22 protein-coding genes are annotated in these 22,269 nt (G+C 67.7%); 12 read left to right on the top strand and 10 right to left on the bottom strand.

The window, feature by feature from the left end:
• The first annotated feature begins 33 nt into the window (after positions 1-33).
• The 7 genes from BAU06_RS03740 (at position 34) to BAU06_RS03770 (ending at position 8,034) form a co-directional block, all read left to right on the top strand.
• Positions 34-1,512, top strand: a complete 1,479-nt coding sequence (locus BAU06_RS03740) for a carotenoid oxygenase family protein (RefSeq protein WP_082993509.1) — start codon at positions 34-36, stop codon at positions 1,510-1,512.
• A 230-nt stretch (positions 1,513-1,742) separates the two neighbouring features.
• Positions 1,743-2,762: a Bug family tripartite tricarboxylate transporter substrate binding protein gene (locus BAU06_RS03745; protein ID WP_082987954.1), complete on the top strand. Its 1,020-nt coding sequence runs from the start codon at positions 1,743-1,745 to the stop codon at positions 2,760-2,762.
• 69 nt (positions 2,763-2,831) lie between these two features.
• A complete protein-coding gene (locus tag BAU06_RS03750; protein ID WP_066344466.1) occupies positions 2,832-4,151 on the top strand; it encodes a Rieske 2Fe-2S domain-containing protein in 1,320 nt (439 codons plus the stop codon).
• 9 nt (positions 4,152-4,160) lie between these two features.
• Positions 4,161-5,150 (top strand): ABC transporter substrate-binding protein, encoded by a 990-nt coding sequence (locus BAU06_RS03755; RefSeq protein ID WP_066344469.1) that lies wholly within the window; start codon positions 4,161-4,163, stop codon positions 5,148-5,150.
• Between the two features lie 48 nt (positions 5,151-5,198).
• The gene (locus BAU06_RS03760) at positions 5,199-6,164 is read left to right on the top strand and encodes a PDR/VanB family oxidoreductase (protein WP_066344471.1); all 966 of its coding nucleotides are present in this window, start codon (positions 5,199-5,201) and stop codon (positions 6,162-6,164) included.
• Between the two features lie 4 nt (positions 6,165-6,168).
• Positions 6,169-7,350, top strand: coding sequence for a Gfo/Idh/MocA family protein (locus BAU06_RS03765; protein ID WP_066344472.1), 1,182 nt, complete (start codon positions 6,169-6,171; stop codon positions 7,348-7,350).
• 138 nt (positions 7,351-7,488) lie between these two features.
• The gene (locus BAU06_RS03770; RefSeq protein WP_066344474.1) at positions 7,489-8,034 is read left to right on the top strand and encodes a MarR family winged helix-turn-helix transcriptional regulator; all 546 of its coding nucleotides are present in this window, start codon (positions 7,489-7,491) and stop codon (positions 8,032-8,034) included.
• A 57-nt stretch (positions 8,035-8,091) separates the two neighbouring features.
• On the opposite strand, the gene BAU06_RS03775 is transcribed toward BAU06_RS03770, so the two are convergent.
• The gene (locus BAU06_RS03775; RefSeq protein ID WP_066344480.1) at positions 8,092-8,850 is read right to left on the bottom strand and encodes an IclR family transcriptional regulator; all 759 of its coding nucleotides are present in this window, start codon (positions 8,848-8,850) and stop codon (positions 8,092-8,094) included.
• Positions 8,851-8,998: 148 nt separating this feature from the next.
• On the opposite strand from BAU06_RS03775, the gene BAU06_RS03780 reads away from it, so the two are divergent.
• From BAU06_RS03780 to BAU06_RS03795, 4 genes are all read left to right on the top strand, one after another.
• On the top strand, positions 8,999-10,288 hold the full coding sequence (locus BAU06_RS03780) for an aromatic ring-hydroxylating dioxygenase subunit alpha (protein ID WP_066344484.1): 1,290 nt from the start codon (positions 8,999-9,001) through the stop codon (positions 10,286-10,288).
• Positions 10,289-10,347: 59 nt separating this feature from the next.
• Positions 10,348-11,322: a Bug family tripartite tricarboxylate transporter substrate binding protein gene (locus tag BAU06_RS03785; protein ID WP_066344485.1), complete on the top strand. Its 975-nt coding sequence runs from the start codon at positions 10,348-10,350 to the stop codon at positions 11,320-11,322.
• A gap of 64 nt (positions 11,323-11,386) precedes the next feature.
• Entirely contained in the window at positions 11,387-12,169 is a 783-nt protein-coding gene (locus BAU06_RS03790; RefSeq protein ID WP_066344486.1) for an SDR family NAD(P)-dependent oxidoreductase, read from the top strand.
• Between the two features lie 14 nt (positions 12,170-12,183).
• Positions 12,184-13,146 carry a PDR/VanB family oxidoreductase gene (locus BAU06_RS03795; RefSeq protein ID WP_066344488.1) on the top strand — a complete coding sequence of 321 codons (963 nt, stop codon included), beginning with the start codon at positions 12,184-12,186 and terminating at the stop codon, positions 13,144-13,146.
• Here the strand turns inward: BAU06_RS03795 and pcaDC are convergent.
• The 4 genes from pcaDC to pcaH are packed head-to-tail and all read right to left on the bottom strand — an operon-like array spanning position 13,094 to position 17,011.
• Positions 13,094-14,320, bottom strand: a complete 1,227-nt coding sequence (pcaDC, locus tag BAU06_RS03800; protein ID WP_066344489.1) for a bifunctional 3-oxoadipate enol-lactonase/4-carboxymuconolactone decarboxylase PcaDC — start codon at positions 14,318-14,320, stop codon at positions 13,094-13,096. The two genes, BAU06_RS03795 and pcaDC, sit on opposite strands and share 53 nt — an antisense overlap.
• A gap of 18 nt (positions 14,321-14,338) precedes the next feature.
• Positions 14,339-15,712: a lyase family protein gene (locus BAU06_RS03805; RefSeq protein WP_197509424.1), complete on the bottom strand. Its 1,374-nt coding sequence runs from the start codon at positions 15,710-15,712 to the stop codon at positions 14,339-14,341.
• 55 nt (positions 15,713-15,767) lie between these two features.
• Complete coding sequence (locus BAU06_RS03810; RefSeq protein ID WP_066344491.1) at positions 15,768-16,304, bottom strand: peptidase associated/transthyretin-like domain-containing protein; 537 nt, start codon at positions 16,302-16,304, stop codon at positions 15,768-15,770.
• Positions 16,301-17,011: a protocatechuate 3,4-dioxygenase subunit beta gene (pcaH, locus tag BAU06_RS03815; protein ID WP_066344492.1), complete on the bottom strand. Its 711-nt coding sequence runs from the start codon at positions 17,009-17,011 to the stop codon at positions 16,301-16,303. The genes BAU06_RS03810 and pcaH overlap by 4 nt, the downstream gene beginning before the upstream one ends.
• A gap of 102 nt (positions 17,012-17,113) precedes the next feature.
• Here pcaH and BAU06_RS03820 point away from each other — a divergent pair, with 102 nt between their 5' ends.
• Positions 17,114-18,046, top strand: a complete 933-nt coding sequence (locus BAU06_RS03820) for a LysR substrate-binding domain-containing protein (protein ID WP_066344496.1) — start codon at positions 17,114-17,116, stop codon at positions 18,044-18,046.
• Positions 18,047-18,173: 127 nt separating this feature from the next.
• On the opposite strand, the gene BAU06_RS03825 is transcribed toward BAU06_RS03820, so the two are convergent.
• The 5 genes from BAU06_RS03825 to BAU06_RS03845 form a co-directional block, all read right to left on the bottom strand.
• Positions 18,174-18,404 carry a hypothetical protein gene (locus tag BAU06_RS03825; protein WP_066344501.1) on the bottom strand — a complete coding sequence of 77 codons (231 nt, stop codon included), beginning with the start codon at positions 18,402-18,404 and terminating at the stop codon, positions 18,174-18,176.
• Positions 18,405-18,507: 103 nt separating this feature from the next.
• On the bottom strand, positions 18,508-19,527 hold the full coding sequence (gene tehA / locus BAU06_RS03830) for a dicarboxylate transporter/tellurite-resistance protein TehA (RefSeq protein WP_082987956.1): 1,020 nt from the start codon (positions 19,525-19,527) through the stop codon (positions 18,508-18,510).
• A gap of 182 nt (positions 19,528-19,709) precedes the next feature.
• Positions 19,710-20,594, bottom strand: a complete 885-nt coding sequence (locus tag BAU06_RS03835; protein ID WP_066344502.1) for an ABC transporter permease — start codon at positions 20,592-20,594, stop codon at positions 19,710-19,712.
• Between the two features lie 4 nt (positions 20,595-20,598).
• Positions 20,599-21,531 carry an ABC transporter permease gene (locus BAU06_RS03840; RefSeq protein ID WP_066344504.1) on the bottom strand — a complete coding sequence of 311 codons (933 nt, stop codon included), beginning with the start codon at positions 21,529-21,531 and terminating at the stop codon, positions 20,599-20,601.
• Entirely contained in the window at positions 21,528-22,268 is a 741-nt protein-coding gene (locus BAU06_RS03845; protein WP_066344507.1) for a glycerophosphodiester phosphodiesterase, read from the bottom strand. The genes BAU06_RS03840 and BAU06_RS03845 overlap by 4 nt, the downstream gene beginning before the upstream one ends.
• Position 22,269 lies beyond the last annotated feature (1 nt).

A 22,269-nucleotide genomic window follows, 5' to 3' on the forward strand; every position in this document is an offset into this window, starting at 1 on the left:
GCCTGCCGGCGTCATCGACAAGGGAGACGGGCCATGATCCATCCGACCTTCAGCCGTCGCGCCATCCTGGCGCTGGGCCTGGGATTACTGGGAAGCCGCGGCTTGCACGTCATGCCGTCCCATGCGGCACCGGCCGTCCCGGACCTTGGACCGGCCGGTGCGCCGCCCTGGCGCAGCGACAACCCCGCGTGCCGGGGCGCCTTCGAACCGGTGTTCGACGAACGCGACGATGCCGACCTGCCCGTGCGCGGCGCGATTCCGGCGGGCCTGGCCGGCGTGTTCATGCGCAACGGCCCCAATCCTTATTTCGAGCCGGACGCCCGCTACGCCTATCCTTTCGACGGAACCGGCATGATCCATGCCATCACCCTGCGGGACGGGCGGGCGCGCTACCGCAACCGCTGGATCCGGACCGCGGAACTGCGCGCGGAAATACAGGCGGGACATCGCATCTACAACTCCACGTTCAGTCCGCCGCCGCAGGCCAACCTGGCGAATACCAATATCGTGTATCACGGCGGCCGCTACCTGGCGCTGTACGAAGGCGACATGCCGTACGAGGTGGATGGCGACATCGCCACCCGCGGGGTGTTCGATTACCAGGGGAAGCTGGCGGGCAGGATGTCGGCCCACCCCAAGATCGATCCCCGCACCGGCGAGCTGCTGGCCGTTTCCTACGACCTGCTGGATGGCAAGCTGACCTATCTGCGCGCCGATGCGTCGGGACGGCTGGACAGGAGCCTGACATTCCGGGCGCCCTGGGCGGCCATGGTGCACGACATCGCCCTGACGGAACGCCATGTGGTGGTGCTGCTGTGTCCGCTGGTCTTCGATTGGTCGCGGCACGGCATTCCGGCGCAATGGGAACCCGACAGGGGAACCCGCGTGGCCTTGATCCCGCGCGACGCCGAGCGCGCCGAGGAAATCCGGTGGATCGAGGCCGCGCCCTTCTTTAACTGGCATACCGTCAATGCCTACGAGGAAAACGGCCGCATCGAGATCGTGCTGCCCTGGTATGACTCGTACTCGCTGACCGCCAAGCCCGATCGGCTGGAGCTGCACCGGCTGGCGATCGATATCCGGACGGGCCGGGTCGGCGACGAGACGATAGACGCCCAGGTCTGCGAGTTCGGCCGCGTGAACGACGCCTATCTGGGCCGCAAGGCGCGGTACGGGTATGTGGGCCTGCGAACGCCACGGCCGGGCGAGGCCTTCCAGCCGGGGGCGTTCGAGGCCATCGCCCGGTATGACCTGCAGACGGGCGAGCGGACGGTGCACCGTTTCGGTCCCGGCATGACGATATGCGAGCCGGTATTCGCGGCGGATCCCGACGGTGCGGGCGAAGCCGACGGCTACATCCTGACCTTTGTCCACGACGCGGCAAGCCGCGCGGGGCAGTTCGTCATCCTGGATGCCCGGCGCCTCGACGCCGGACCGGTCGCTGTCGTCGAGTTGCCGCGACGCGTACCCGCCGGGCTGCATGGGTCATGGATCCCGGCCGCGCGGGCCTGACCCCGCATTCCGTCCAACTGGCATAGTGCCCCGCACCTGAGCGCTTCTGTTCGCCGCGCGCCGCGCCGTGTCGCAGCGCGTGGACGCCGCTCGTCTAATGGAATTTACTTAGATAACTAAGTCTTGCCATTTAATTAGACCTCTAATATTATTCCCTCACGCGCTCACCGGCTCATCGGAGCAACGCCGGCCGTCGAATAGAACGCGAGAACAAAATCCAGGAGACAACCATGACCACCCCTTGCACGGCGGCCTGGCCAGGCCCGCGTTTGCTTCGTCGCGCCCATCTGCTTGCCGCGGCGGCCACCTTGGGCCTGTTGAGCGGTATCGCCCATGCGGCGGAAACCGCGTCGCAATTTCCATCCCACGTCATCCGTTTCATCGTCCCCTATGCCGCCGGCGGCTTGCCGGACACCGTGGCCCGCGTGGTGGCGCAACGTGTCACCGCCAGCCTGGGACAGTCCGTCGTGGTGGAGAACAAGCCCGGCGCCAATGGGGTGATCGCCGCCCAGGCGCTCATGAGCAGCCCGCGCGACGGCTATACCTATCTGGTGACCGATGGCTCGATGATGTCCATCAATCCGGCCCTGTACAAGGACCTTTCGTACGATCCGAAACGGGACTTCGTGCCCGTTTCATTGATCGCCACCTCGCCCTTGTTCCTGGCGACCAGTACGCAGACCGGCATTACTTCGCTGCAGGATTTCGTGCAGCGGGCGCGCGCCGCGCCGGGCAAGATGAACTACGGCTCTTCCGGGGTAGGGAGCTCCCACCATCTGACCATGGAAGCCCTGGCCCTGGGCCTGCACACCAAACTGACCCACGTACCCTTCCGGGGTTCGGGCCAATCCGTCCCGGCGATGGTGGGCAACCAGGTCGATGTGGTGTTCGCGGCGCTGCCGTCGCTGTCCGGCTTCGCCGAGAAAGGACAGGTAAGGATACTGGCGACGAACGCGGGCAAGCGGTCGACGCTGGCGCCCGACATACCGGCGATCGCCGAAATCCTCCCGGGCTTCAACTTCGCCGTCACGGTGGGAGCGTTGGCCGCCACGGGCGTACCCGATTACGCCGTGCGCAAGCTCAGCACGGAGATCGCCAAGGCCGTGCAGGATCCCGCCGTCATCAAGCAATTCGACACGCTGGGCATAGAACCCGTGGGGGGTTCGCCCAAGGAGTACGCGCTGGCGATCGATGACGAAGCGCGGCGCTACGAGAGCGCGATCAAGGCCGCCAACATCAGGGCGGAATGAAGAACCTCAGGGACCGGCGCGTGGGGCGGCACGTGCCGGCGGATCCCGCCATCACGAACAGGAGTACGTATGTTGACCCCGGAAGAAAACGACCTGCTTTGCCGCGTGGAGGGCGATGCGCCGATGGGCGCGCTGATGCGCCGGCACTGGCTTCCCGTCTGCCTGATCGAAGAAGTCAGCGAGCCTGACGGCGACCCCGTCAAGGCGCAGGTCCTTGGCGAAGACCTTGTCGTGTTCCGCGATACGGAAGGGCGGGTCGGCGTGATGGACGAATACTGTCCGCACCGCCGCGTCTCCCTGGTCTATGGGCGCAACGAGGAATGCGGGCTGCGCTGCCTGTACCACGGCTGGAAAATGGATGTGCAGGGCAACGTGGTGGAGATGGTATCGGAGCCCGCGGCCAGCGTCATGGCGCAGAAGATCAAGCACAAGGCATATCCGGTACGCGAATGGGGAGGCGTGGTCTGGGCCTATATGGGGCCGCCGGACGACGTCCCGGAATTCACGCCGCCGCCGTGGGCGCCATCGGCGGAAACCAAGGTCAGCATCGCCAAGGTGCTCGTTCCCTGCAACTGGGCGCAGATACTGGAAGGGGCGATAGATTCCGCGCATAGCTCCAGCCTGCACTCCTCGGACTTCGTCCCCGCCCGTGTCGGCGGCGCGGAAGCCACCGACAAGAACTGGCTGCGCCCCTCCACGGACAAGGCGCCGCGCATGCAGGTCCATCGCACGGACTACGGATTCCGTTATGCCGCGATCCGCCGTCCCATCGTCAACGCCGCGCAGACCGACTACGTGCGCTCGACGGTGTTCGTGGCGCCCGCTACCGTCCTGATACCGCCCAACAACCTGTACAACGTCGCCAATGTGAACGTTCCCATGAACGATACAGCGACGGCGTTTTACTTCATCGCCTGGGGAGAAAAGGCCGGCACGCCCGACACCGAAACCTGGCGCAAATTCCTGGGTACCAGCATCGGGCGCGACCTGGACGAGCGCTATCGCCCGCTGCGCAACCACGAGAACCGTTTCTGGCAGGACCGCCAGGCCATGAAGGCGGGCAACTTCACCGGCATAAAGGGCTTTCCCAACCAGGATATCGCGATGTGGGTCACCATGGGACCCATCGCGAACCGGTCCGATGACAGGCTGGGCGCCAGCGACCTGGCGATCGTCGAGTTCCGCAAGCAGATGCTGCAGGCCGTCCAGGATTTCCGCCAGGGCCGCCCCGCCATCGGCACGGGCGACCGGCGCATACCCGGCGATGTGTGCGCGTTCCAGGCCATCGTCCCGAAGAGCGTCGATTGGCGCGATTTCCGGGCCTTGCCGACAGGCGCGCCGAAGGCGGCGGACCCGGAACTCGAGACCAACTACCAAACCACCGCCTAGGAGCCGTACATGGCCAAGCTGCAACTCTCTTTCTCCGTCGGCGACTACGACCGCAACAGGCCCTTGTACGATGGCACGGTGCAGATCGATGGCGTCGATCCGCTGTTCACCCTGCTGACGCCGGAGGAAATGTTCTTCCGGTCTTTCCGCTACCAGGATTTCGACGTCAGCGAACTTTCCTTTTCCAGCTACCTGGTCAAGCATGCCCAGGGCGACTGTCCCTACATCGCCTTGCCCGTCTTCCTGTCGCGCGCATTCCGCCACACATCCATCTATGTCCGCAAGGACAAGATCAAGACGCCGCGGGACCTGAAGGGCAAGCGCATCGGCGTGCCCGAATACCAGCTGACCGCCAACGTCTGGGCGCGCGCGATCCTGGAGGACGATTACGGCGTGCGGCCAGCGGACGTGACCTGGGTGCGTGGCGGCATCGACCAGCCCGGCCGGCAGGAAAAGATCAGGATCCAGCTCCCGGCCGATGTCAGGATGGTGGACGCGCCCGCGGACAGGACCATATCGGACATGCTGGATCGCGGCGAGATCGAGGGATTCATGGCGCCTCGCGCGCCGTTCGGCGCGGCGCGCGACAACCCCGACATAGGGTGGCTGTTCGACGACCCGACGGCCGTGGCCAAGGACTACTACCAGCGCACCCGCATCTTCCCCATCATGCATGTCGTGGGCCTGCGCAAAACGCTGGCGGAAAAACACCCCTGGCTGCCCGGGACGCTGCTGAAGGCTTTCCAGCAATCCAAGGCGGTGGCGCTCGCCAAGCTGTCCGATACGTCCGCGACCAAGGTGACGCTGCCCTTCGTCGAAGAGCAGCTCAAGGCCGCGCGCGAGACCATGGGCGAGGACTACTGGGCCTATGGCGTGGAAAGCAGCCGGCCGACGCTGGAGGCATTCACTCGCCATCATCACGCCCAGGGCCTGTCGCCGCGCCGCGTGGCGGTGGAAGAATTGTTCCACCCCAGCACCTATGAAACCTTCAAGCTCTAGCGCCGCCCCGCGCCCGCGCACCGGGCGCGCGCGGGCAGGAGATCCGCCATGACCGACACCGCAAGCGAAATCACGATGTCGCTGCGCATCGCCTCCATCGCCGAGGCAGCCCGCGGTATCCGCGCCTTCGAGCTCGTGCATCCCGACGGCGATGACCTGCCCGCATTCAGCCCCGGCTCGCACATCCGCGTGCGGGTGCCCAGTGGAGACGTGCGCAAGTATTCGCTGTGCAACAGCCCGGGCGAACGCAAGCGCTATGTCATCACCGTCAAGCGCGAGGATGGCGGGCGCGGCGGATCCATCAGCCTCGTCGACCAGGCATGCGCCGGCGATATCCTGCCGGCGTCGAAGCCGGACAATGCCTTTCCGCTGGTCGACGCGCCCGGCAGCTTGACCTTCATCGCGGGAGGCATAGGCATTACGCCCATCCTGTCCATGATCCGCTCGCTGGCGGACGCCCCCGGGCCAGCCTGGAAGCTGTACTACCTTAGCCAGGCGCCGGAAACCACTGCCTATCTGCGGGAATTGGGCGAACTGGACCCGGGATCGCGCGTCACGATCCACCACGACCATGGCAACCCGGCCGAGGCCTACGACCTGTGGCCCGTTCTGGAAAAGCCCAATCGGGGCCACGTCTACTGCTGCGGTCCGCGCGGCCTGATGGAGGCGGTGCGCGATATGACGGGCCACTGGTCGCCCGGCCGCATCCACTTCGAGAGCTTCATGGAGGGCGGCGGCGTCAAGCCCGATGACCGGCCGTTCACCGTCGAGCTGGCCCGCTCCGGAATTTCGCTGCCCGTGCCGGTGGGCCGGTCCATTCTTGCGGTACTGCGCCAGGCCGGCGTCAAGGTACCGTATTCGTGCGAAAGCGGCACCTGCGGATCCTGCCGCACCGGCATGCTGGCCGGGACGGCCGATCATCGCGACATGGTGTTGATGCCGGAAGAACAGGAATCGCAGATCATGGTGTGCGTATCCCGCGCCAACTGCGAGAAGCTCGTCCTGGATCTATAGCGCCATGGAAACAGCCATTCTTCGCATCGGCGTCGCGGGCCTGGGCCGCGCCTTTTCCGTCATGTTGCCGACCTTCCTGGCCGATTCCCGGGTAAGGCTGGTCGCGGCCTGCGATCCGCGCGAGGCGGCGCGGGAACGGTTCCGGCGCGACTTCGGCTGCCCCGTCTACCAGGATATCGAATCGCTGGCGCGCGACCCGCGGGTACAGGTCGTCTATGTCGCCAGCCCCCATCAATTCCATGCCGCGCACACGCGCGTCGCCGCCGCGCACGGCAAGGACGTGCTGGTGGAGAAGCCCATGGCGCTGAGCCTGCAGGAATGCGACGACATGATCGACGCATGCCGCGCCGCGGGAGTGCGCCTTATCGTCGGCCACTGCCACAGTTTCGACACGCCTTACCTCAGGACACGCGAACTCATCGCCGGCGGCGAGTTCGGCGCGGTGAAGATGATCCACGCGCTGAACTACACGGATTATCTTTTCCGGCCAAGGCGTCCCGAAGAGCTGGAGACCGCGCGCGGCGGCGGCGCGATCTTCAGCCAGGCCGCGCACCAGGTGGACATCGTCCGCATGCTGGCCGGAGAACGGCCGGTCCGCTTGCGTAGTGCCCTGGGAAACTGGCATCCCGGACGGCCGACGGAGGGCGCCTACAGCGCGCTGCTGTGGTTCGAGTCGGGGGCATACGCCTCGCTCAGCTACAACGGCTACGCCCATTTCGATTCCGACGAATGGATGGAATGGATAGGCGAAATGGGCGGCGCGAAGAACCCCGACGACTATGGACAGGCGCGCCGCAGGCTGGCGACGCTGCGATCGCCGGATGAAGAAGCGGACCTGAAGGCGGCGGGGACCTATGGCGGATCCTCGTATGTCGCGCCGCGGGCGTCGCGGCCGCCGGCATCGCACCAGCACTTCGGCCCGATCCTGGTGTCGTGCGAGAAAGCGGACCTGCGCCCCATGGCCCAGGATATCCTGGTGTACGGCGATGCGACGCGGGAACGGCGGCCGCTGCCCGTACCGGCGGCGCCGCGCCACGAAGTCATCGACGAACTGCACGCGGCCATCCATGGCGGGAAACCGTGCCTGCACGACGGGCGGTGGGCGAAGGCGACGCTGGAGATATGCCTGGCGATGCTGCAATCTGACGCCGAGGGACGCGACGTCCTCCTGCATCACCAGGTGTAATCCCCCGTCGGCCGACGGCGTGCGCGAGGCTGCCGCCGCACGTGCGCGTGGGCCGTCGCGGCACCTCGCGCGCAGCCGGGAAGGCACGCATACATGCGGTATGATCCCCGTGATTTCGCGATTCGCCTACACTCGCCGATGACTTCAAAAGAAACACGAAAGCTGCTGGATCACTGGCGCGAGGCAGTTCCGGACGACCGCCTGGCCCACCTCATCAAGGACGCGACACGCGCGCTGGTGCGTGGACTGCAGATGCGGCTGGCCGACTACGACGTTTCCTTCGGGCACTGGGCTTTCCTGCGCATCCTGTGGGAACAGGATGGGCAGACGCAGCGCGAACTGAGCGAGCTCGCGGGCGTCATGGAGCCCACCACGTTCGCGGCAATCAAGGCCATGGAAACGCTGGGCTATGTCGAGCGCCGCCATTTGCCCGGCAATAACAAGAACGTCCACGTCTTTCTTACCCGCAATGGCCGCGCCCTGAAGAAAAAGCTGGTGCCGCTGGCCGAAGAGGTCAACGCCATCGGTACCCGGGGCCTGACCGACGCCGAAATCAAGGTGGCGCGCAAGGTGCTGCTGACCATCATCGCCAATATGGCCGACGACGAGACCTCGGTGGAAAACGCCGAGCGGCGTGTGCCGTCCACGCGCGAGCTCTCGCGCCGTATCAACAAGGCCGCCTGACCGCGGCCGGCTGCCGCTCCCTGCCCGGGCTCGCGGGCAAGGCGTATCGCGTGGCGTTCAGTCCTGGGCTTGTCCCAGGGCGGCCGACAAAACCCTGGCTTCTTCCAGCAGCAGCGCGCCGCAGGCCTTGACCCGTTCCGCCGTCATGCGCACGCTGGGGCCGAATATGCAAAGGGATCCCATCACCATGTCCGCCCCGTTGAAGTAGGGCGCCGCCACCGCGACGGCCCCCTCTATCAGCTCGTGGCGGCTCATGGCGTAGCCCTGCTTGCGCACGCGTTCCAGTTCGGCCATGTACGCCGCGATATCCAGCCTGGTATCGGTGGCATACGCTTTCAGGTCTTTTTCCGTGAGGTCCATGCGGGCCAGGATGGTGCGTCCGCTGGCGCCCAGCACCAGTTTTTCCCGATAGCCCACGCCGCGGCGAAAGCTCAGGGGCTGCGCGCTCGCGAGCTCCGAGACGCAGACACGGTAGATGCCTTCCCGCACGAAAAGCGCCACGGTTTCGCCCGTGGCTTCCCACAGGCGCTGCAAGGACGGGTGGGCGAGATCGGCAATGTTGTGGCTGGACGTCCAGACGTGCGCCAGCCGCGCCACCGAGGCGCCCAGGCGGAATTGCTGGGGATCGCCCGACGAGACCAGGAAGCCGTTGTGTTCCAGGGTGGCCAGCAACCGGTACAGGGTAGGGCGGCTCAGATCGACACGCTTGAGCAGTTCCGCGGCGGTCAGCCCGTCGTCGCCTGGCCGGAAGGCCAGCAGGATGTCCAGCGCTCGGTCCACCGCGCGGACCCCTTCCTGGCGCTTGTCGTTTTCCATTCGTGCTCGATATCGCCTCTGTTTCGTTGTGCGGATTGTATTCAAAACCCGCTTGACCCCCGCCGAATTCAGTCCGTACAATGGACTCAAGTATTACGGTACGGACAACATTCGAGACGCGCCTGGATCGGGCGGATGGAGGAAACGCATGGAAAAGAACATGGCCGAAACCCTGGTAAGGACCGGGCCCGGCACGCCGATGGGCAACCTGCTGCGCCGCTATTGGGTTCCGGTGCTGCTGGCCAGCGAAATCGCCGAGCCCGATTGCCCGCCGGTGCGTGTGCAGATCATGGGAGAAAAACTGCTGGCATTCCGCGACACGGAAGGCAAGGCGGCCCTGATCGCCGAGTTCTGTTCGCATCGCGGCGTTTCCCTGTACTTCGGCCGCAACGAAGAAAACGGCATCCGCTGCGCCTACCACGGCCTGAAGTTCGACCGTGACGGCAACTGCGTGGACGTGCCGTCCGCGCCGCAGGCATGCAAGCACATGGGCATCACGGCCTATCCCTGTGTGGAAATGGCCGGGATGGTATGGGCCTACATGGGCCCGAAAGACAAGAAGCCGGAGCTGCCGGACGTCGAGTGGTGCACCCTGCCGGCCGACCATGTCTTTGTGTCCAAGCGCCTGCAGGAGTGCAACTACCTGCAGGCGATGGAAGGCGGCATCGATACCAGCCACGTTTCCTACGTGCACCGCTACGAAGTCGACCAGGATCCGCTGCACCAGGGCACCAAGGCGCTGGACTACATCAAGGCGGACGGCAACGTCATCTTCGAGATCGAGAAAACCCCCTTCGGGCTGACGCTGTTCGGACGCCGCAACGGCGAGCCGGACTCCTATTACTGGCGGGTAACCCAATGGCTGTTCCCATGGTTCACCTTGATCCCGCCATTCGGCGACCACGCCCTGGGCGGCCATGTCTGGGTTCCCATCGACGACCATAACTGCTGGGCCTGGAGCATCAACTTCCGGGTCGATCGCCCGCTGAACGAAGAAGAACTGCGCGACCTGAACGAAGGCAAGGGCGTGCACTGCGCCTATGAACCCGGCACCAACGTGCCGGGCGGAACGTTCCGGCCCAAGGCCAACAAGGACAACGACTACCTGATCGACCGCCAGGCGCAAAAGGAAAAGCGCGCGTATTCGGGCGTCTTCGGCTTCGCCATGCAGGACGCCTCGCTGCAGGAAAGCATGGGTCCCATCCAGGACCACGCCAACGAAAAACTCCTGCCCACCGATCGGGCCATCGTCATGGCCAGGCGCATGCTTTTCGAAGCCGCCACCTCCCTGCGGCCGGAGACCGACCCGCCCGCCATCGGGGCCGATCAGCAGCGGGTGCGCGCGGCCGGCGTCCTGCTTCCGCGCGACCAGAAACCGCAGGAATGGGCGGTCGTGCATCTTGCAGACGCCAAGGACCAGAAGGTGTATTCCATCTAGCCGGCACGGAGCGGCCGGCGCGCGGATCATCCCCACGCCCCACCAAAGGAGACATACCCATGATCAAGAACAAAGGGCGCGCGGCCCTGATCGCCGCCGCGCTGGCGGCATGCTGTACGTTCCCGGCCGCACAGGCCGAGCAATGGAATCCGGTCAAGCCCATACGCATCGTCGTGCCCATCGTGGGCAGCACCAATGACGTGCTGGCGCGCCTGGTCGCCCCGGGACTGGGCGCGGCGCTGGGCCAGCCCGTCGTGGTCGAAAACAAGGGGGGCGGAGGCGGCCTGATCGGCACGATGGATGTAGTCAAGTCCGCTCCGGACGGATATACCTTGCTGGTGGGCTACAACGGGCCCATTTCCATCAATCCGACGCTGCTTCCGCAGACGCCCTACGATCCGGTCAAGGACCTGGCGCCCATCACCTTGGCGGTGAAAGCCTCGCAATACCTGGTCGTCAATCCCAAGGTTCCCGTCAAGACCCTTGGGGAGTTCGTCGACTACGCCAAAACCCATCGCATGAGCTATGCGTCCGTGTCCGTCGGCAGCTCTTCGCACCTGACCATGGAGATGCTGAAACAGGCGGCGCATATCGACGTTACCCACGTGCCTTATCGCGGCGCGGGTCCGGCCGTCGTGGACCTGATCGGCGGACAGGTCGACGCCGCCTTCCTGGTCCCCGGCAACATACAGGACTACGCCAAGGACGGAAGGGCGCGGCTGATCGCATCGTCGGGACTGAAGCGCTTTCCGTCCACGCCGGACGTGCCCACCGTCGCGGAAAGCGGCTACCCGGGGTTCAACGCCACGTCATGGATAGGATTCCTGGCGCCGGCCGGCACGCCCAAGCCGGTGATGGATCGCCTGAATGCGGAAATGGTGCGCATCCTGAAGTCCCCCAAGGTGCGCAAGCAACTGGAGGACATGGAGTTCGAAGTGGTCGCCAGCAGTCCGCGGGAGTTCTCCGACTGGATCAAGGAAGACACCGAGCGCTGGGCCAAGGTCATCAAGGCCGCCGACATCAAAGCCAATTGACTCAATCGCTGGCCATGGCGGTCGCCGCGTATCGCGGCGGCGGCGTGGCCGACAGGAATCCCTTATGCAAGGAAAACCCAGGCTATCGAACAAATCCGCCCTGATCACGGGCGGCGGCGGGGGCATAGGCGCGGCAGTCGCGGCATTGTTCTGCGCCGAGGGCGCGGCGGTCATGCTGGTGGACGCCAGCGAACCGGCGCTGTCCCGCACGGCGGAACGGATCGCGCGGGAGCAGCCCGCCGCCCGGCTGGCCACTTTCGTGGCGGACGTATCGGATCCGGGGCGCGCGGTGCAGGCCGTGGAGGCGGCAACGCGGGCGCATGGCGGGCTGGACATCCTGGTCAACAACGCCGCCATGCGCAACTATTCGGCCTTGGCCGACGTCACCCCGGAAGAATGGCAGGCCGTGGTGGCGGTCAACCTGATCGGTACGTCGAACTATTGCAAGGCGGCGCTGCCGGCCCTGCGCCGCGCCGGCAAGGGGGCCGTCGTCAATGTGTCGTCCTGCTATGCGGAGACCGGCCGCAAGGGCATGGCGCTGTATGACGCAACCAAGGCGGGCATCCTGGCCATGACGCGCACGCTGGCCTTCGAGGAAACCCGGCATGGAATACGGGCCAACGCCGTGTGTCCCGGCTCGACGCTGACGGATTTCCACGTCGGCCGGGCCGAGGCGGCCGGCAAGAGCGTGGCGCAGTTGAAGACCCAGCGCCAGGACACATCCCTGCTGGGCCGGTGGGCCGATCCCGCCGAGATCGCCTGGCCCATCCTGTGGCTGGCCAGCGACGAGGCTTCCTACATCACGGGCACGACGCTGATGGTGGACGGCGGCCTGTCCGCCATGTAGCAAGAGGTAGCGGTATGAGCATGAATAGCCTGACCGTGCGGGTGGCCCGCAAGCAGCTGGAAGCCGACGATATCCGCAGCTTCGAACTGGTGGATCCGCAAGGCGGCGAGCTGCCGCCGTTCGCGGCGGGCGCGCACATCGACGTCCATTTGCCCGACGGCATGACCCGGCAGTACTCCTTGTGCAATGACCAGGCGGAACGCCACCGCTATCGCATCGCGGTGCTGCGCGAGGCGGAGTCGCGCGGCGGCTCCCACGCCATGCACGACCAGGTGCGGGAGGGCGACCTGCTGCGCATCGGCGCGCCGCGCAATCTGTTCGCGCTGGAAGAAAGCGCCACGCGCCACCTGCTGCTGGCCGGCGGTATCGGCGTGACGCCGCTATTGTCCATGGCGCAGCGGCTGGCTGCGATCGGCGCGGACTTCGCGCTGCACTATTGCACGCGCAGCGTCGCGCGCACGGCGTTTCGCCAGGAGCTGATGGCGTCCGCCTATGCCGGCCGTGTTCACTTCCACCTGGACGCCGGCGCCGCCGAACAAAGGCTGGACCTGGACGCCGTGTGTAGGCCGGCGTCGGGTACGCACCTGTATGTGTGCGGCCCCAAAGGCTTCATGGATGCGGTCCTGGGCGCCGCGCGCGAGCGCGGGTGGCCCCAGGAGCGCCTGCATTACGAGTTCTTCACGGCCGGACAGACGCCCGTGCGCGACGACGGCGGCTTTGCCGTGAAGCTGGCCCGCACCGGCCGGCTTGTCGAAGTCCCGGCGGATCGCTCGGTGGTCCACGCCCTGTACGACGCCGGTGTGGAAATACCCGTCGCCTGCGAGCAAGGCATCTGCGGCACATGCGTGACGCGCGTGCTGGAGGGCGAGCCCGACCACCGCGACCTGTTCCTGACGCCCGAGGAGCACGCCAGGAACGACCAGTTCACCCCTTGCTGTTCGCGGGCGAGGACGCCGTTGCTGGTGCTGGATCTGTAGCCGCGGCGGCGTCTTCCCGCACGGCCTTGAGCACTTTGCCGGCGATGGCGAAGCCCGTATTGGCGGCGGGCACGCCCGCATAGACGCTGACCATGAACAGGCTTTCCTCGATGATGCGGGGCTCCACGCCGGCGCGCAGCGCCGCGCCCACGTGGAGTTCGTATTCTTCCCAGCGGCCCAGGGCGGCGGTCATGGCGATGACCACGATGCGCCGCGTCACGTCGTCGATGCGGCTGGAAGTCCAGATCCTGCCCCACGCGAGCTGCGTGATCATTTCCTGGAATGCGGTGTTGAACTCGGTGCGCGCGGCCAGCCGTTCGTCGACATAGGCGCGGCCCAGGATCTCGCGGCGCCGTTCCAGCCCCAGCGCGTAGCGCGCGCTCTCCGCCAGGTCTTCCCGGGGCAGCAGGAAATCCAGGACGGCATCGCCCCATTGCACCGGCAGTTCGATCATCGGGATGTGGGCGCCCGGCAGGGCGGACACGGTAGCGCCGGGAATGGCGGCCGCGATTTCAGTCCCCCGGACCGGCGGGGTGGATGCATCCTGGGCTCCGGTCAGCACCAGGGTCGGGACGCCGATGGCGGGCAGGCCCCCGGCGATGTCCATGTCGCGGATGGCCGCGCAACAGCCTGCATAGCCATGCGGTTCGAGCGAGAGCAAGGTTTCCCTTACCCGCTCCACGCGCGGGTCGCCCAGCGCCAGGAAGCCGGGCGTGAAGAAACGGCCCAGGGCGGCATCGGCGATGGACGCCATGCCGCCGCGCATGACGTCGGCGATGCGGCCCTCCCAAACGCCTTGCGGAAACCGCACCGCGGTGTTGGACAGGACCAGTTTGCGAAGGCGATGGTCCGGGCGCTGTGCGTAGGCCATACCCACCATGCCGCCCAGCGAGACGCCGCAGTAGTGGAATCCGTCCAGGCCGGCGGCCTGGACGACAGCGGCGAGGTCGCCGGCCAGCTGCGCCATCGTGTAGTCGCCGTCCGGCGCGTCTGAGGCGCCGTGGCCGCGCATATCGAAGCGGATCACGCGGAAATGCCGCATCAGGCGCGGCAGGATGGGGTCCCACAACGTAAAGTCCGTTCCCAGCGAATTGCCGAGCACCAGGGCGGGCAGGGAGCGGGAACCATCGCCGCGCCAATAGATGCGCGTGGTGCCGTTCAGGGCAAAGGGCATGGTGTTCCTTTGGAAGACTCAGGGAAGGGAATCATCGGCGCCCAGGGTGTGCGCGCGCAAGTCCGCGCGGCGGACGCTCCACTGCGCCAGCACGGCGGCGCACTGCGTATCGGCGGCATCCAGGCAGCGTTCCACGCTGCAGGCCTGGGCGATCCGCGCCGCGGAAATCCGGCCGTTTACTTCGGGATGACGCAGCACCAGTTCGTCCAGATCGACACCGGTCTCCAGTGCCTGCCGGCACAGGGCATCGACGATGCGCCGGCCGGTGTCGGCCCCCAGCTCGCGGCCCAGCAGCATGCCCAGGCTCTCCGAGTGGATGACGCCGTGCTGCCGTGCCAGGTTCGCGCGCATCGCGGCCGGACTGACCCGCAGTCCGCGCAGGGTTTCCACCGCCATGGACAGGGAATTGTCCAGCAGCATGAACAAGTCGGCCAGCAGGGGCAGCGCGTTGGGCCAACTGCCCAGTCCCCGCTCCTGTTCGGCGTTCATGTCCGAGACCAGGGCCAGGGCCAGGGGCGGCGCCCGCAGGGCGGCGTCGATCATATGCATGCTGGCCATGGGATTGCGCTTATGCGGCATGGCGGAAGATCCGCCACGGCCGGCGCCCTCCGGTTCGAAGGCCTCTCCGACTTCGCTTTGCATCAGCAGCGAAATGTCGCGCCCTATCTTGCCCAGCATGGCGCAGCAGAGCGCCAGCTCGTTGCCCAGGCGGGCCAGCCGGTCCCGGGCGCTTTGCCATGCGATGGCGGTGGCGCGCAGGCCCAGCATGGCGGCCACGCCGGCGGCCAGGTCCTGGCCCTGCGGGCCCAGGGCCGAGCAGGCGCCGTTCGACCCGCCGAACTGGATGACGCGGGATGCCTCGCCGGCATCCCGCAAGGCGGCGGCGCAGCGTGCCAGCGCATCGAGCCAGCCCGCGGCCTTCCAGCCGAACGAGACCGGCGCGGCCGGCTGCATCAGGGTGCGCGCCAGCATTGGGGTGCGGCGGTGCGCCGCGGCCAGGGCTGCCAGGGCGTCGCCCAGGTCCAGCAGCTGGGCATGGACCAGGCGCAAGGCCGCGCGGGTCTGCAGGGCCAGGGCCGTCTCGCACACGTCCTGGCTGGTGGAGCCGTAATGCACGCAGGCCGCATGCGCCGGCGCCAGGCGGGCGACTTCCTGCTTCAGCGCCTTGATGAAGGGTATGGCGGCCGTGCCGGCCTTGCGCGCCTCGGCGGAAATGGCGGCCCAGTCGAAGGCTTGCGGGCGCGCGCAAACCGCCTGGATGCTCTCCGCCGCCGCGGGCGGAATCATGCCGAGGCCCGCCTGCGTGTGCGCCAGCGCCGCCTCGAAGCGCAGCATGGCGGCGTATACCGATGCGTCGGTCCACAGGGCGCGCATGGCGTCCGTGGAGAACATGGCGCGTATCGATAACATCGGTTGCGGCTCCGGTTGCGCGCGCAAGGCGCGGACGCTACAGCTCGAAAAAGACGGTCTCGTCCTTGCCTTGCAGCCGTATGTCGAAAACATAATGCCGGGCCGACAGGGGCCGCGCGATGAGCGTGGCGCGCCGCGCCGGCGCTATGGCGGCCAGGGTCGGGTCGGCGGCATTGGCCTTTTCTTCGTCGCCGAAGTAAACCCGCGTGATGGCGTGCAGCAGCATGCCGCGCGCCGTGACGACGATGTCCGCATGCGGGGCGTCCCCGCCGGCCCCGGCCCGCGGCCGCGGCAGGTCCACGACGTAGCGGAACCGTGGGTCGGTCCCCGTGCCTATGCGGCACATGGCGGGCGGCTCGCCATCGCGCTCCAGCCAGAACTCCAGCAAGGCGTCGTGTATCGGCTCGCCGTCGCCGTCCAGCACCCGGCCGGTCAGCGTCACGCGCGGCGCGGGATCGTCCGGCTCGATCAGGCGCGCGGGAAAGGCGCTCTTCAGGTCGAAACCGTACTGTTCGGGCACCAGGCCATAGGCGAAGTAGGGGCCCACGGTCTGCGAAGGGGTCTGGCGGCTCATCGGCGTTGCTCCATCGGCGTCTCGTCCGCGCCTCGCAGGACGATGTCGAAGACGTAGCCCAGGGCGTAGCCATCCTCCGTCACGTCGGGCGAGAACCGCGATATCAGCCTGTCGCGGGCATGCTCGGGCACGCCCAGCACCATGGGATCGAATGCCAGCAGCGGGTCGCCCGGGAAGTACATCTGCGTGACCAGCCGCGACGCGAACCATTCCCCGAATAGCGAGAAGTGGATGTGGTTGGGGCGCCAGGCGTTGGGATGATTGCCCCAGGGATAGGCGCCCGGCTTGATGGTCAGGAAGCGGTACACCCCGTTGGCGTCGGTCAGGCAGCGGCCGGCGCCCAGGAAGTTGGGGTCCAGCGGCGCGTCGTGCTGGTCGCCCTTGTGTACGTAGCGGCCCGCCGCATTGGCCTGCCAGATCTCCACCAGCGTATTGGCGACCGGCTTGTTGCGGTCGTCCAGCACGCGGCCCGTCACGATGATGCGCTCGCCCAGCGGCGCGCCGTTCCGCACGGCGTTGCGGGTCAGGTCGTGGTCCAGGGCGCCCAGCTGGTGCGCGCCATAGACGGGCGCCCGCATGTTGCGCATGCGCTCGGGCATGGGCTGCAGCGCTTCGCGCGGCGAACGCTTGGCGGTGGAGCGATAGGGTGGGTAATCGTAGGGGGGGTGCGATCCCCAGTCGAACGCTTCGACCCGGCTGTGCGCCATGGCGGTGTCTCCTTGCCCTGCTGTTCTCGATTGTGGTGACAGGGATTCTGGAATTTCTCTAAGATTATGAAAAGTGAATTTTTTGGATTGTTTCCATAACCTATGGATATACATGACCTGGCGGGCGGCCGCGTCAACCTGCGCCACCTGCACTGCTTCGTCGCCATCGCGCAAAGCGGCTCCTTGCTGCGCGCGGCCGAAAAGCTGGCGATCTCGCAACCGGCGATCTCGAAGCGGCTGGTGGAGCTGGAAGACATCGTCGGCACGGCGCTGTTCACGCGCGGCCGGCAGGGCGCGAAGCTCACCCGCGAGGGCCAGCGCCTGCTGCCCTACGCCACGCAAATGCTGGAGACCCTGCGCGAGGGCCTGCGGATGATGGCCGTCGCCGACAACCCCCAGCGCGCGGAGGTGCGCTTCGGCGTATTGCCCACGCTGGCGGCGATCCTGGTGCCGCCGGCCTACGCCACTATGCGCCAGGCATGGCGCGACGTGGAATTGGAAGCGGTGACGGCCTCCAATTCCGAGCTGTTGGCGGGCGTGCGCGGCGGGGAGCTGGACTTCGCTGTGAACCGGGCGGCGGACCCGGAGCTGTCCGAAGGGCTGCGCTTCGAATACCTGTTTGCCGATCCGCTGGTGGTCGTGGCGCGGCCCGGCCATCCGGCCTCGCGCGCCGGGCTGCGGGAAGCCGCGTCCAGCGGGGTGTTCCCGGTACTGCTGCCGCCCGCCGGCACCCTGATCCGCCAGTCCGCGGACCGCTTGCTGGACGAGGCAGGCGCCGGCAAACCGCGGATGCTGCTGCAGACGCTGTCGATGTCCATGTCACGCGCGATGACGCTGGAACACGATGCCATCTGGCTGGTGCCACGCAGCGCGGTGGCCCGCGATATCGCCAGCAATTCGCTGGCGGTCGTGCCCGGCTCGGTACCCGGAAGCGAGGAGCGGGTCGGCATCACCACGCGGCGGGGCGCCGCGCTGGCCCCGGCGTCGCGATCGCTGATGGAGCACCTGCGGGAGGCGGCGGCGCGGAAGCTTTGATCCGGGCGGCCCGGCTCGCGGGGCGGCGGCGCCGGGATGGTCGGGCTCCCTCGATGGTGTGCCCGTCGCGTCGAGTGGGCGCCCGGCCCCGCGGCAGGCCGCGCATCGGGGCCGGCGCCCGCGAGACCTATTCCCGCGCTTTGCCGGCCGGGTCCCTGTCCGTCCGGTTGACGTCGGCGTCGGGCGTGTCCGCCAGGTCCTGCGCCTGGCGTCCCGGGTCTTCGCCCTTGAAGCCGCCATAGCTGCTCTGGCCGGGGTCGGCGCTGCGGCTGCGTATCTGTTCGCCGGGGGCCTTTTCGTGCGCGCCCGGCCGCGCGGGCGGCAGATCCTTGGGGCCTGGGGTCGATCGGTCGCTCATCGGGATCTCCTTGCTGGGTGGTCCGTTGGAAGAGGCCACAGCGCAGCAAGGGCCGTACCGGCGGCGTGGCGTTTGCCTGCGTCCGCCGGCGGGGACGGCGGCTTCAGGGCGTCTTGGCAGCGGGCGGAACCGCGGCCGGCATGGAGGCGGCGGGCTGCGGCGCGGGCAGCAGCTTTCCGCGCAATAGCAGCACGACCGTGCCCGCGGCGATGCCCAGCACCAGGATGTTCACCAGCACGAACAGGGCGGGCGCCAGCGTCGCCAGCGCGGCGGCCTGGGCATCGCCTGACACCCGGATGCTTGCCCCGGCCAGCGCGGTGGCGCCGAAGGTGTAGGCCCAGTACGACGCGCCGAAAGGCTGCTGGCCCAGCCAGCGCGCCATGCGCGCAAGCAGCAGCGCCTGCACCAGCGCGTAGCCGATCAGCATATGGACGAACAGGTCGGCGTGGCCGTTGCCCACCGACAGATAGCACACCGCGCCGACCGCGGGCGGCGCCAGCTGGATGCCCAGCGTGGGCCGCAGGGGCAGCGCCAGGGGGGCGGCCGTATACAGGCGATGCAGCAGCACGGATTCGATGGCCAGCCAGGCGAAGAACGCCGCGCCGAATGCCAGCTGCCCCCATTCCGCCCAGCCCAGGGATGCCGATACCGTCCCGGTCACGAAACCGCCCGCCACCAGCGGCAGATAGAGCACCGGCGTGGTCGCGGTGGCGTCGCGTCCGCCGCGCCACAGGATGCCGGTGCGCCACAGGCCGAAGCCGATGGTGAAGATGGCGCCCAGCAGGAACAGGCCGATGGCCAGCGGCCGCGAATAAGGCAAGGCGCCCTGCGCGACCAGCATGGTCGCCACGCCGGCCAGGCCGATGAAGCAGCATTGCACCGCGTGTTCGGCCTCTTCCCGGGCGACGGCGGGCGCCGCCAACCACTTCAGTGCGTAAAGGAGCGCGATGGCCAGCCAGGCCAGGAAGGCGGCGGCATAGAGCGCTTCGCCCACGGCCGCGGGCAGCGACCAGACGGCATGCGCCGCACGCCAGTTGCCGGCCAGGCCGGCCAGTCCCAGGACGATGCCGAAAAACGAGGGAGGCACCAGCGGCAGCGCGCGCGATGCGGGGTCTTGAGCCATTTTTTTCCTCCGTGGATGATTGCGCACACGTTCGTGGCCGCAATCGTACCCGTCCAGGATGACATCGACTACCGCGAACGGCGGAAGGCGCACGGCGGATGCCGATGACCGCGGGCGGAGTCGCGGCTGGCCGGTGACCGTGGGCATGGCCGGTGGGGCGCCGGACGCCGGCGGCCCGCCATTTATCCCGCGTCGCGCAGCGCGGGATCCAGCCGGTCGCGCAGCCAGTCGCCCAGGATGGAAATGGACATCGTCGTCAGGAAAATGACGCTGCCGGGAAAGATGGCGATCCACCAGGCCGTGGTCAGGAAGGCCCGTCCCGCGCCCAGCATCTGGCCCAGGCTGGTCAGCGGCGGGCGTATCCCCAGGCCCAGGAAGCTCAGCGAGGTCTCCAGCAGGATGACCTGCGGGAAGTTCAGCGTGAACTGCACGATCAGCACGCTCAGGATATTGGGCAGGATATGGCGGGCATAGATGTGCCACGGCGGCGCGCCCAGGGCCTTGACGGCCATGGCATAGCCCTGGCCGTTGGCGGCGATGACCACGCCGCGGGTCAGGCGCGCGAACACTTCCCAGCCGTAGAAGCCCATGATCGCGATGAACAGGACGAAGCTGCCGCCGAAGACGGCGATCAGCGCCAGCGCGATCAGGATGAAGGGCAGGGAGGCCTGTACATCGGCCAGCATCATGACCAGTTCTTCCACCCAGCCGCGGAAATGCGCGGCCAGGAAACCCAGCAGGGTGCCGGCCAGCGCGCCGATGGCGGTGCCGCCCAGGGCCACCAGCACGCTGAAGCGGATGGCATACAGCAGGCGGCTGAACAGGTCGCGGCCCAGTTCGTCGGTGCCCAGCCAATGCGCGTCTGTGCCGCCCAGGAAAACCGGGGGTGCCAGCCGCAGGCGCAGCGCCTGCGTGCGGTAGTCGTAGGGCGCCAGGACATCGGCCAGGCAGGCGACGGCCAGCAGGACCACGACAAAGACCAGGGCCGCGACGACCAGCGCGGGGTAGCGCTTGCCGAGCGGAACGGCGGCGGCTTTTTTTCTGCGCCAGGGCAATGCGAACAGCATGGGGCTAACCGTCCTTGCGCGCCGCGCGCATGCGCGGATCGAGCAGCGTGTAGATGAAGTCGACGGCCAGGTTGGTCAGGACCATCGTGACGGCGGTCAGGATCAGAATGGCCTGGACCACGGCGAAGTCCCGTGACGTGACCGAACCGACCAGCAACCGTCCCACCCCTGGCCAGCCGAACACCGTCTCGACGATGATGGATCCCGCGACCAGGTCGCCCAGCTTCAGGCCGGCGATGGTGACGATGGGGATGGCGGCATTGGGCAGCGCGTGCCACAGCACCCGGCGCATCCGCGGCGTGCCCCTGGCGCGGGCCGCCACCATGTATTGGCGATTCAGGACCTCCAGCATCGCCGAGCGGGTGAACCGGGCGAATACCCCCGCGAAGTGCGTGCCCAGCGTGATCGCCGGCAGGACCAGGTGCCAGGGCGTGTCCGCCCCGGCGCTGGGCAGCAGGCGAAGCTTCAGCGAGAACAGCAGGATCAACAGGATGCCTAAAAAGAAATTGGGCAGGCTGAAGCCCAGCACCGCGAAGCTCATGACGAAACGGTCCACCGCGCGGTTGCGGTTCAGCGCCGCGACGATGCCCAGTGCCAGGCCCAGCGCCAGGCCGATGCCGAAGGCGGTCAGGCCCAGGCGCAGGGTGTAGGGCAGGGCGGCCTCGATCAATTGCGTGGCGGGCTTCTGGTCCGACAGCGACAGGCCGAAATCCCCGCGCGCCAGATTGGCGAGATACGAGACGTATTGTTCCCAGAGCGGCCGGTCCAGCCCGAACCGGGCGCGATACTGCTGGATGACCTCGGGCGAGGCCTGGTCGCCGACCAGGGCCTCGATGGGGTCGCCCGACAGATTCAGCGCCACAAAGGTAAAGGTGACGACGACCCATACGGTGAGCACGGCGCGCACCAGCTTGCGTGCCAGCAGGCGCCCGTTCATGTGGCCTCCGGCAGGGATGGCGCCGCCGCGCGTGTCAGCAAGCCGGGATCGTTCAACAGCACGGCGCGCGGGCGCAGCGCCAGGATCCGGGACAGCCGGGCGGTGCTCGTGTCGCCCACCGCGCACGGCGTGCCCTTGCCCCCCAGCGTGATCCAGGCGGGCCGTTCGGCCAGCACACGGCGCGCGACGGGGTCGTCGATGTCGCCCTCCCACACCCGGTAGGCATGGGCGCCGGCACGCTCGAATTCTTGCGCGCGGCCGTAATCGGGCAGGAAGGCAAGCAGGCGCGCGCCGGGCAACAAGACCCGGGCCAGCGCCATCTGCGCCGGATCGCGCACGCCTATCCATACCCTGGCCGCGGCATCGCTGCCCTTCACGTCGCGCGCGATGGCCTCGATCAGCGGCAGGTCCGGGGTCTTCACATCGATCAGCACCGGTCGGCGCGGCGCGATTTCCATCAGTGTCCGTGGCAAGGGCGCAAGCCGCTCGCCGCCCGCCAGGGCGACCGCCCGCAGTTCGGCCGCCGTCATGTCGGCCACCGCGCGCGCGTCGCCGGCGATACGCTGCAGGGTCGCGTCGTGGCAGGCGAACACGCTGCCGTCCCGGCTCAGGCGGGCGTCGCTTTCGACGACGTCCGCGCCGATGTCGACAGCGCCGCGATACGCGGTCAGCGTGTTTTCGACATGGTGGGCGGAGTCGCCGCGGTGGGCGATGACCAGGGGGCGGTTCGTGTTCATA

Source organism: Bordetella bronchialis (genome assembly GCF_001676705.1).
GTDB classification, from domain to species: domain Bacteria; phylum Pseudomonadota; class Gammaproteobacteria; order Burkholderiales; family Burkholderiaceae_B; genus Bordetella_C; species Bordetella_C bronchialis.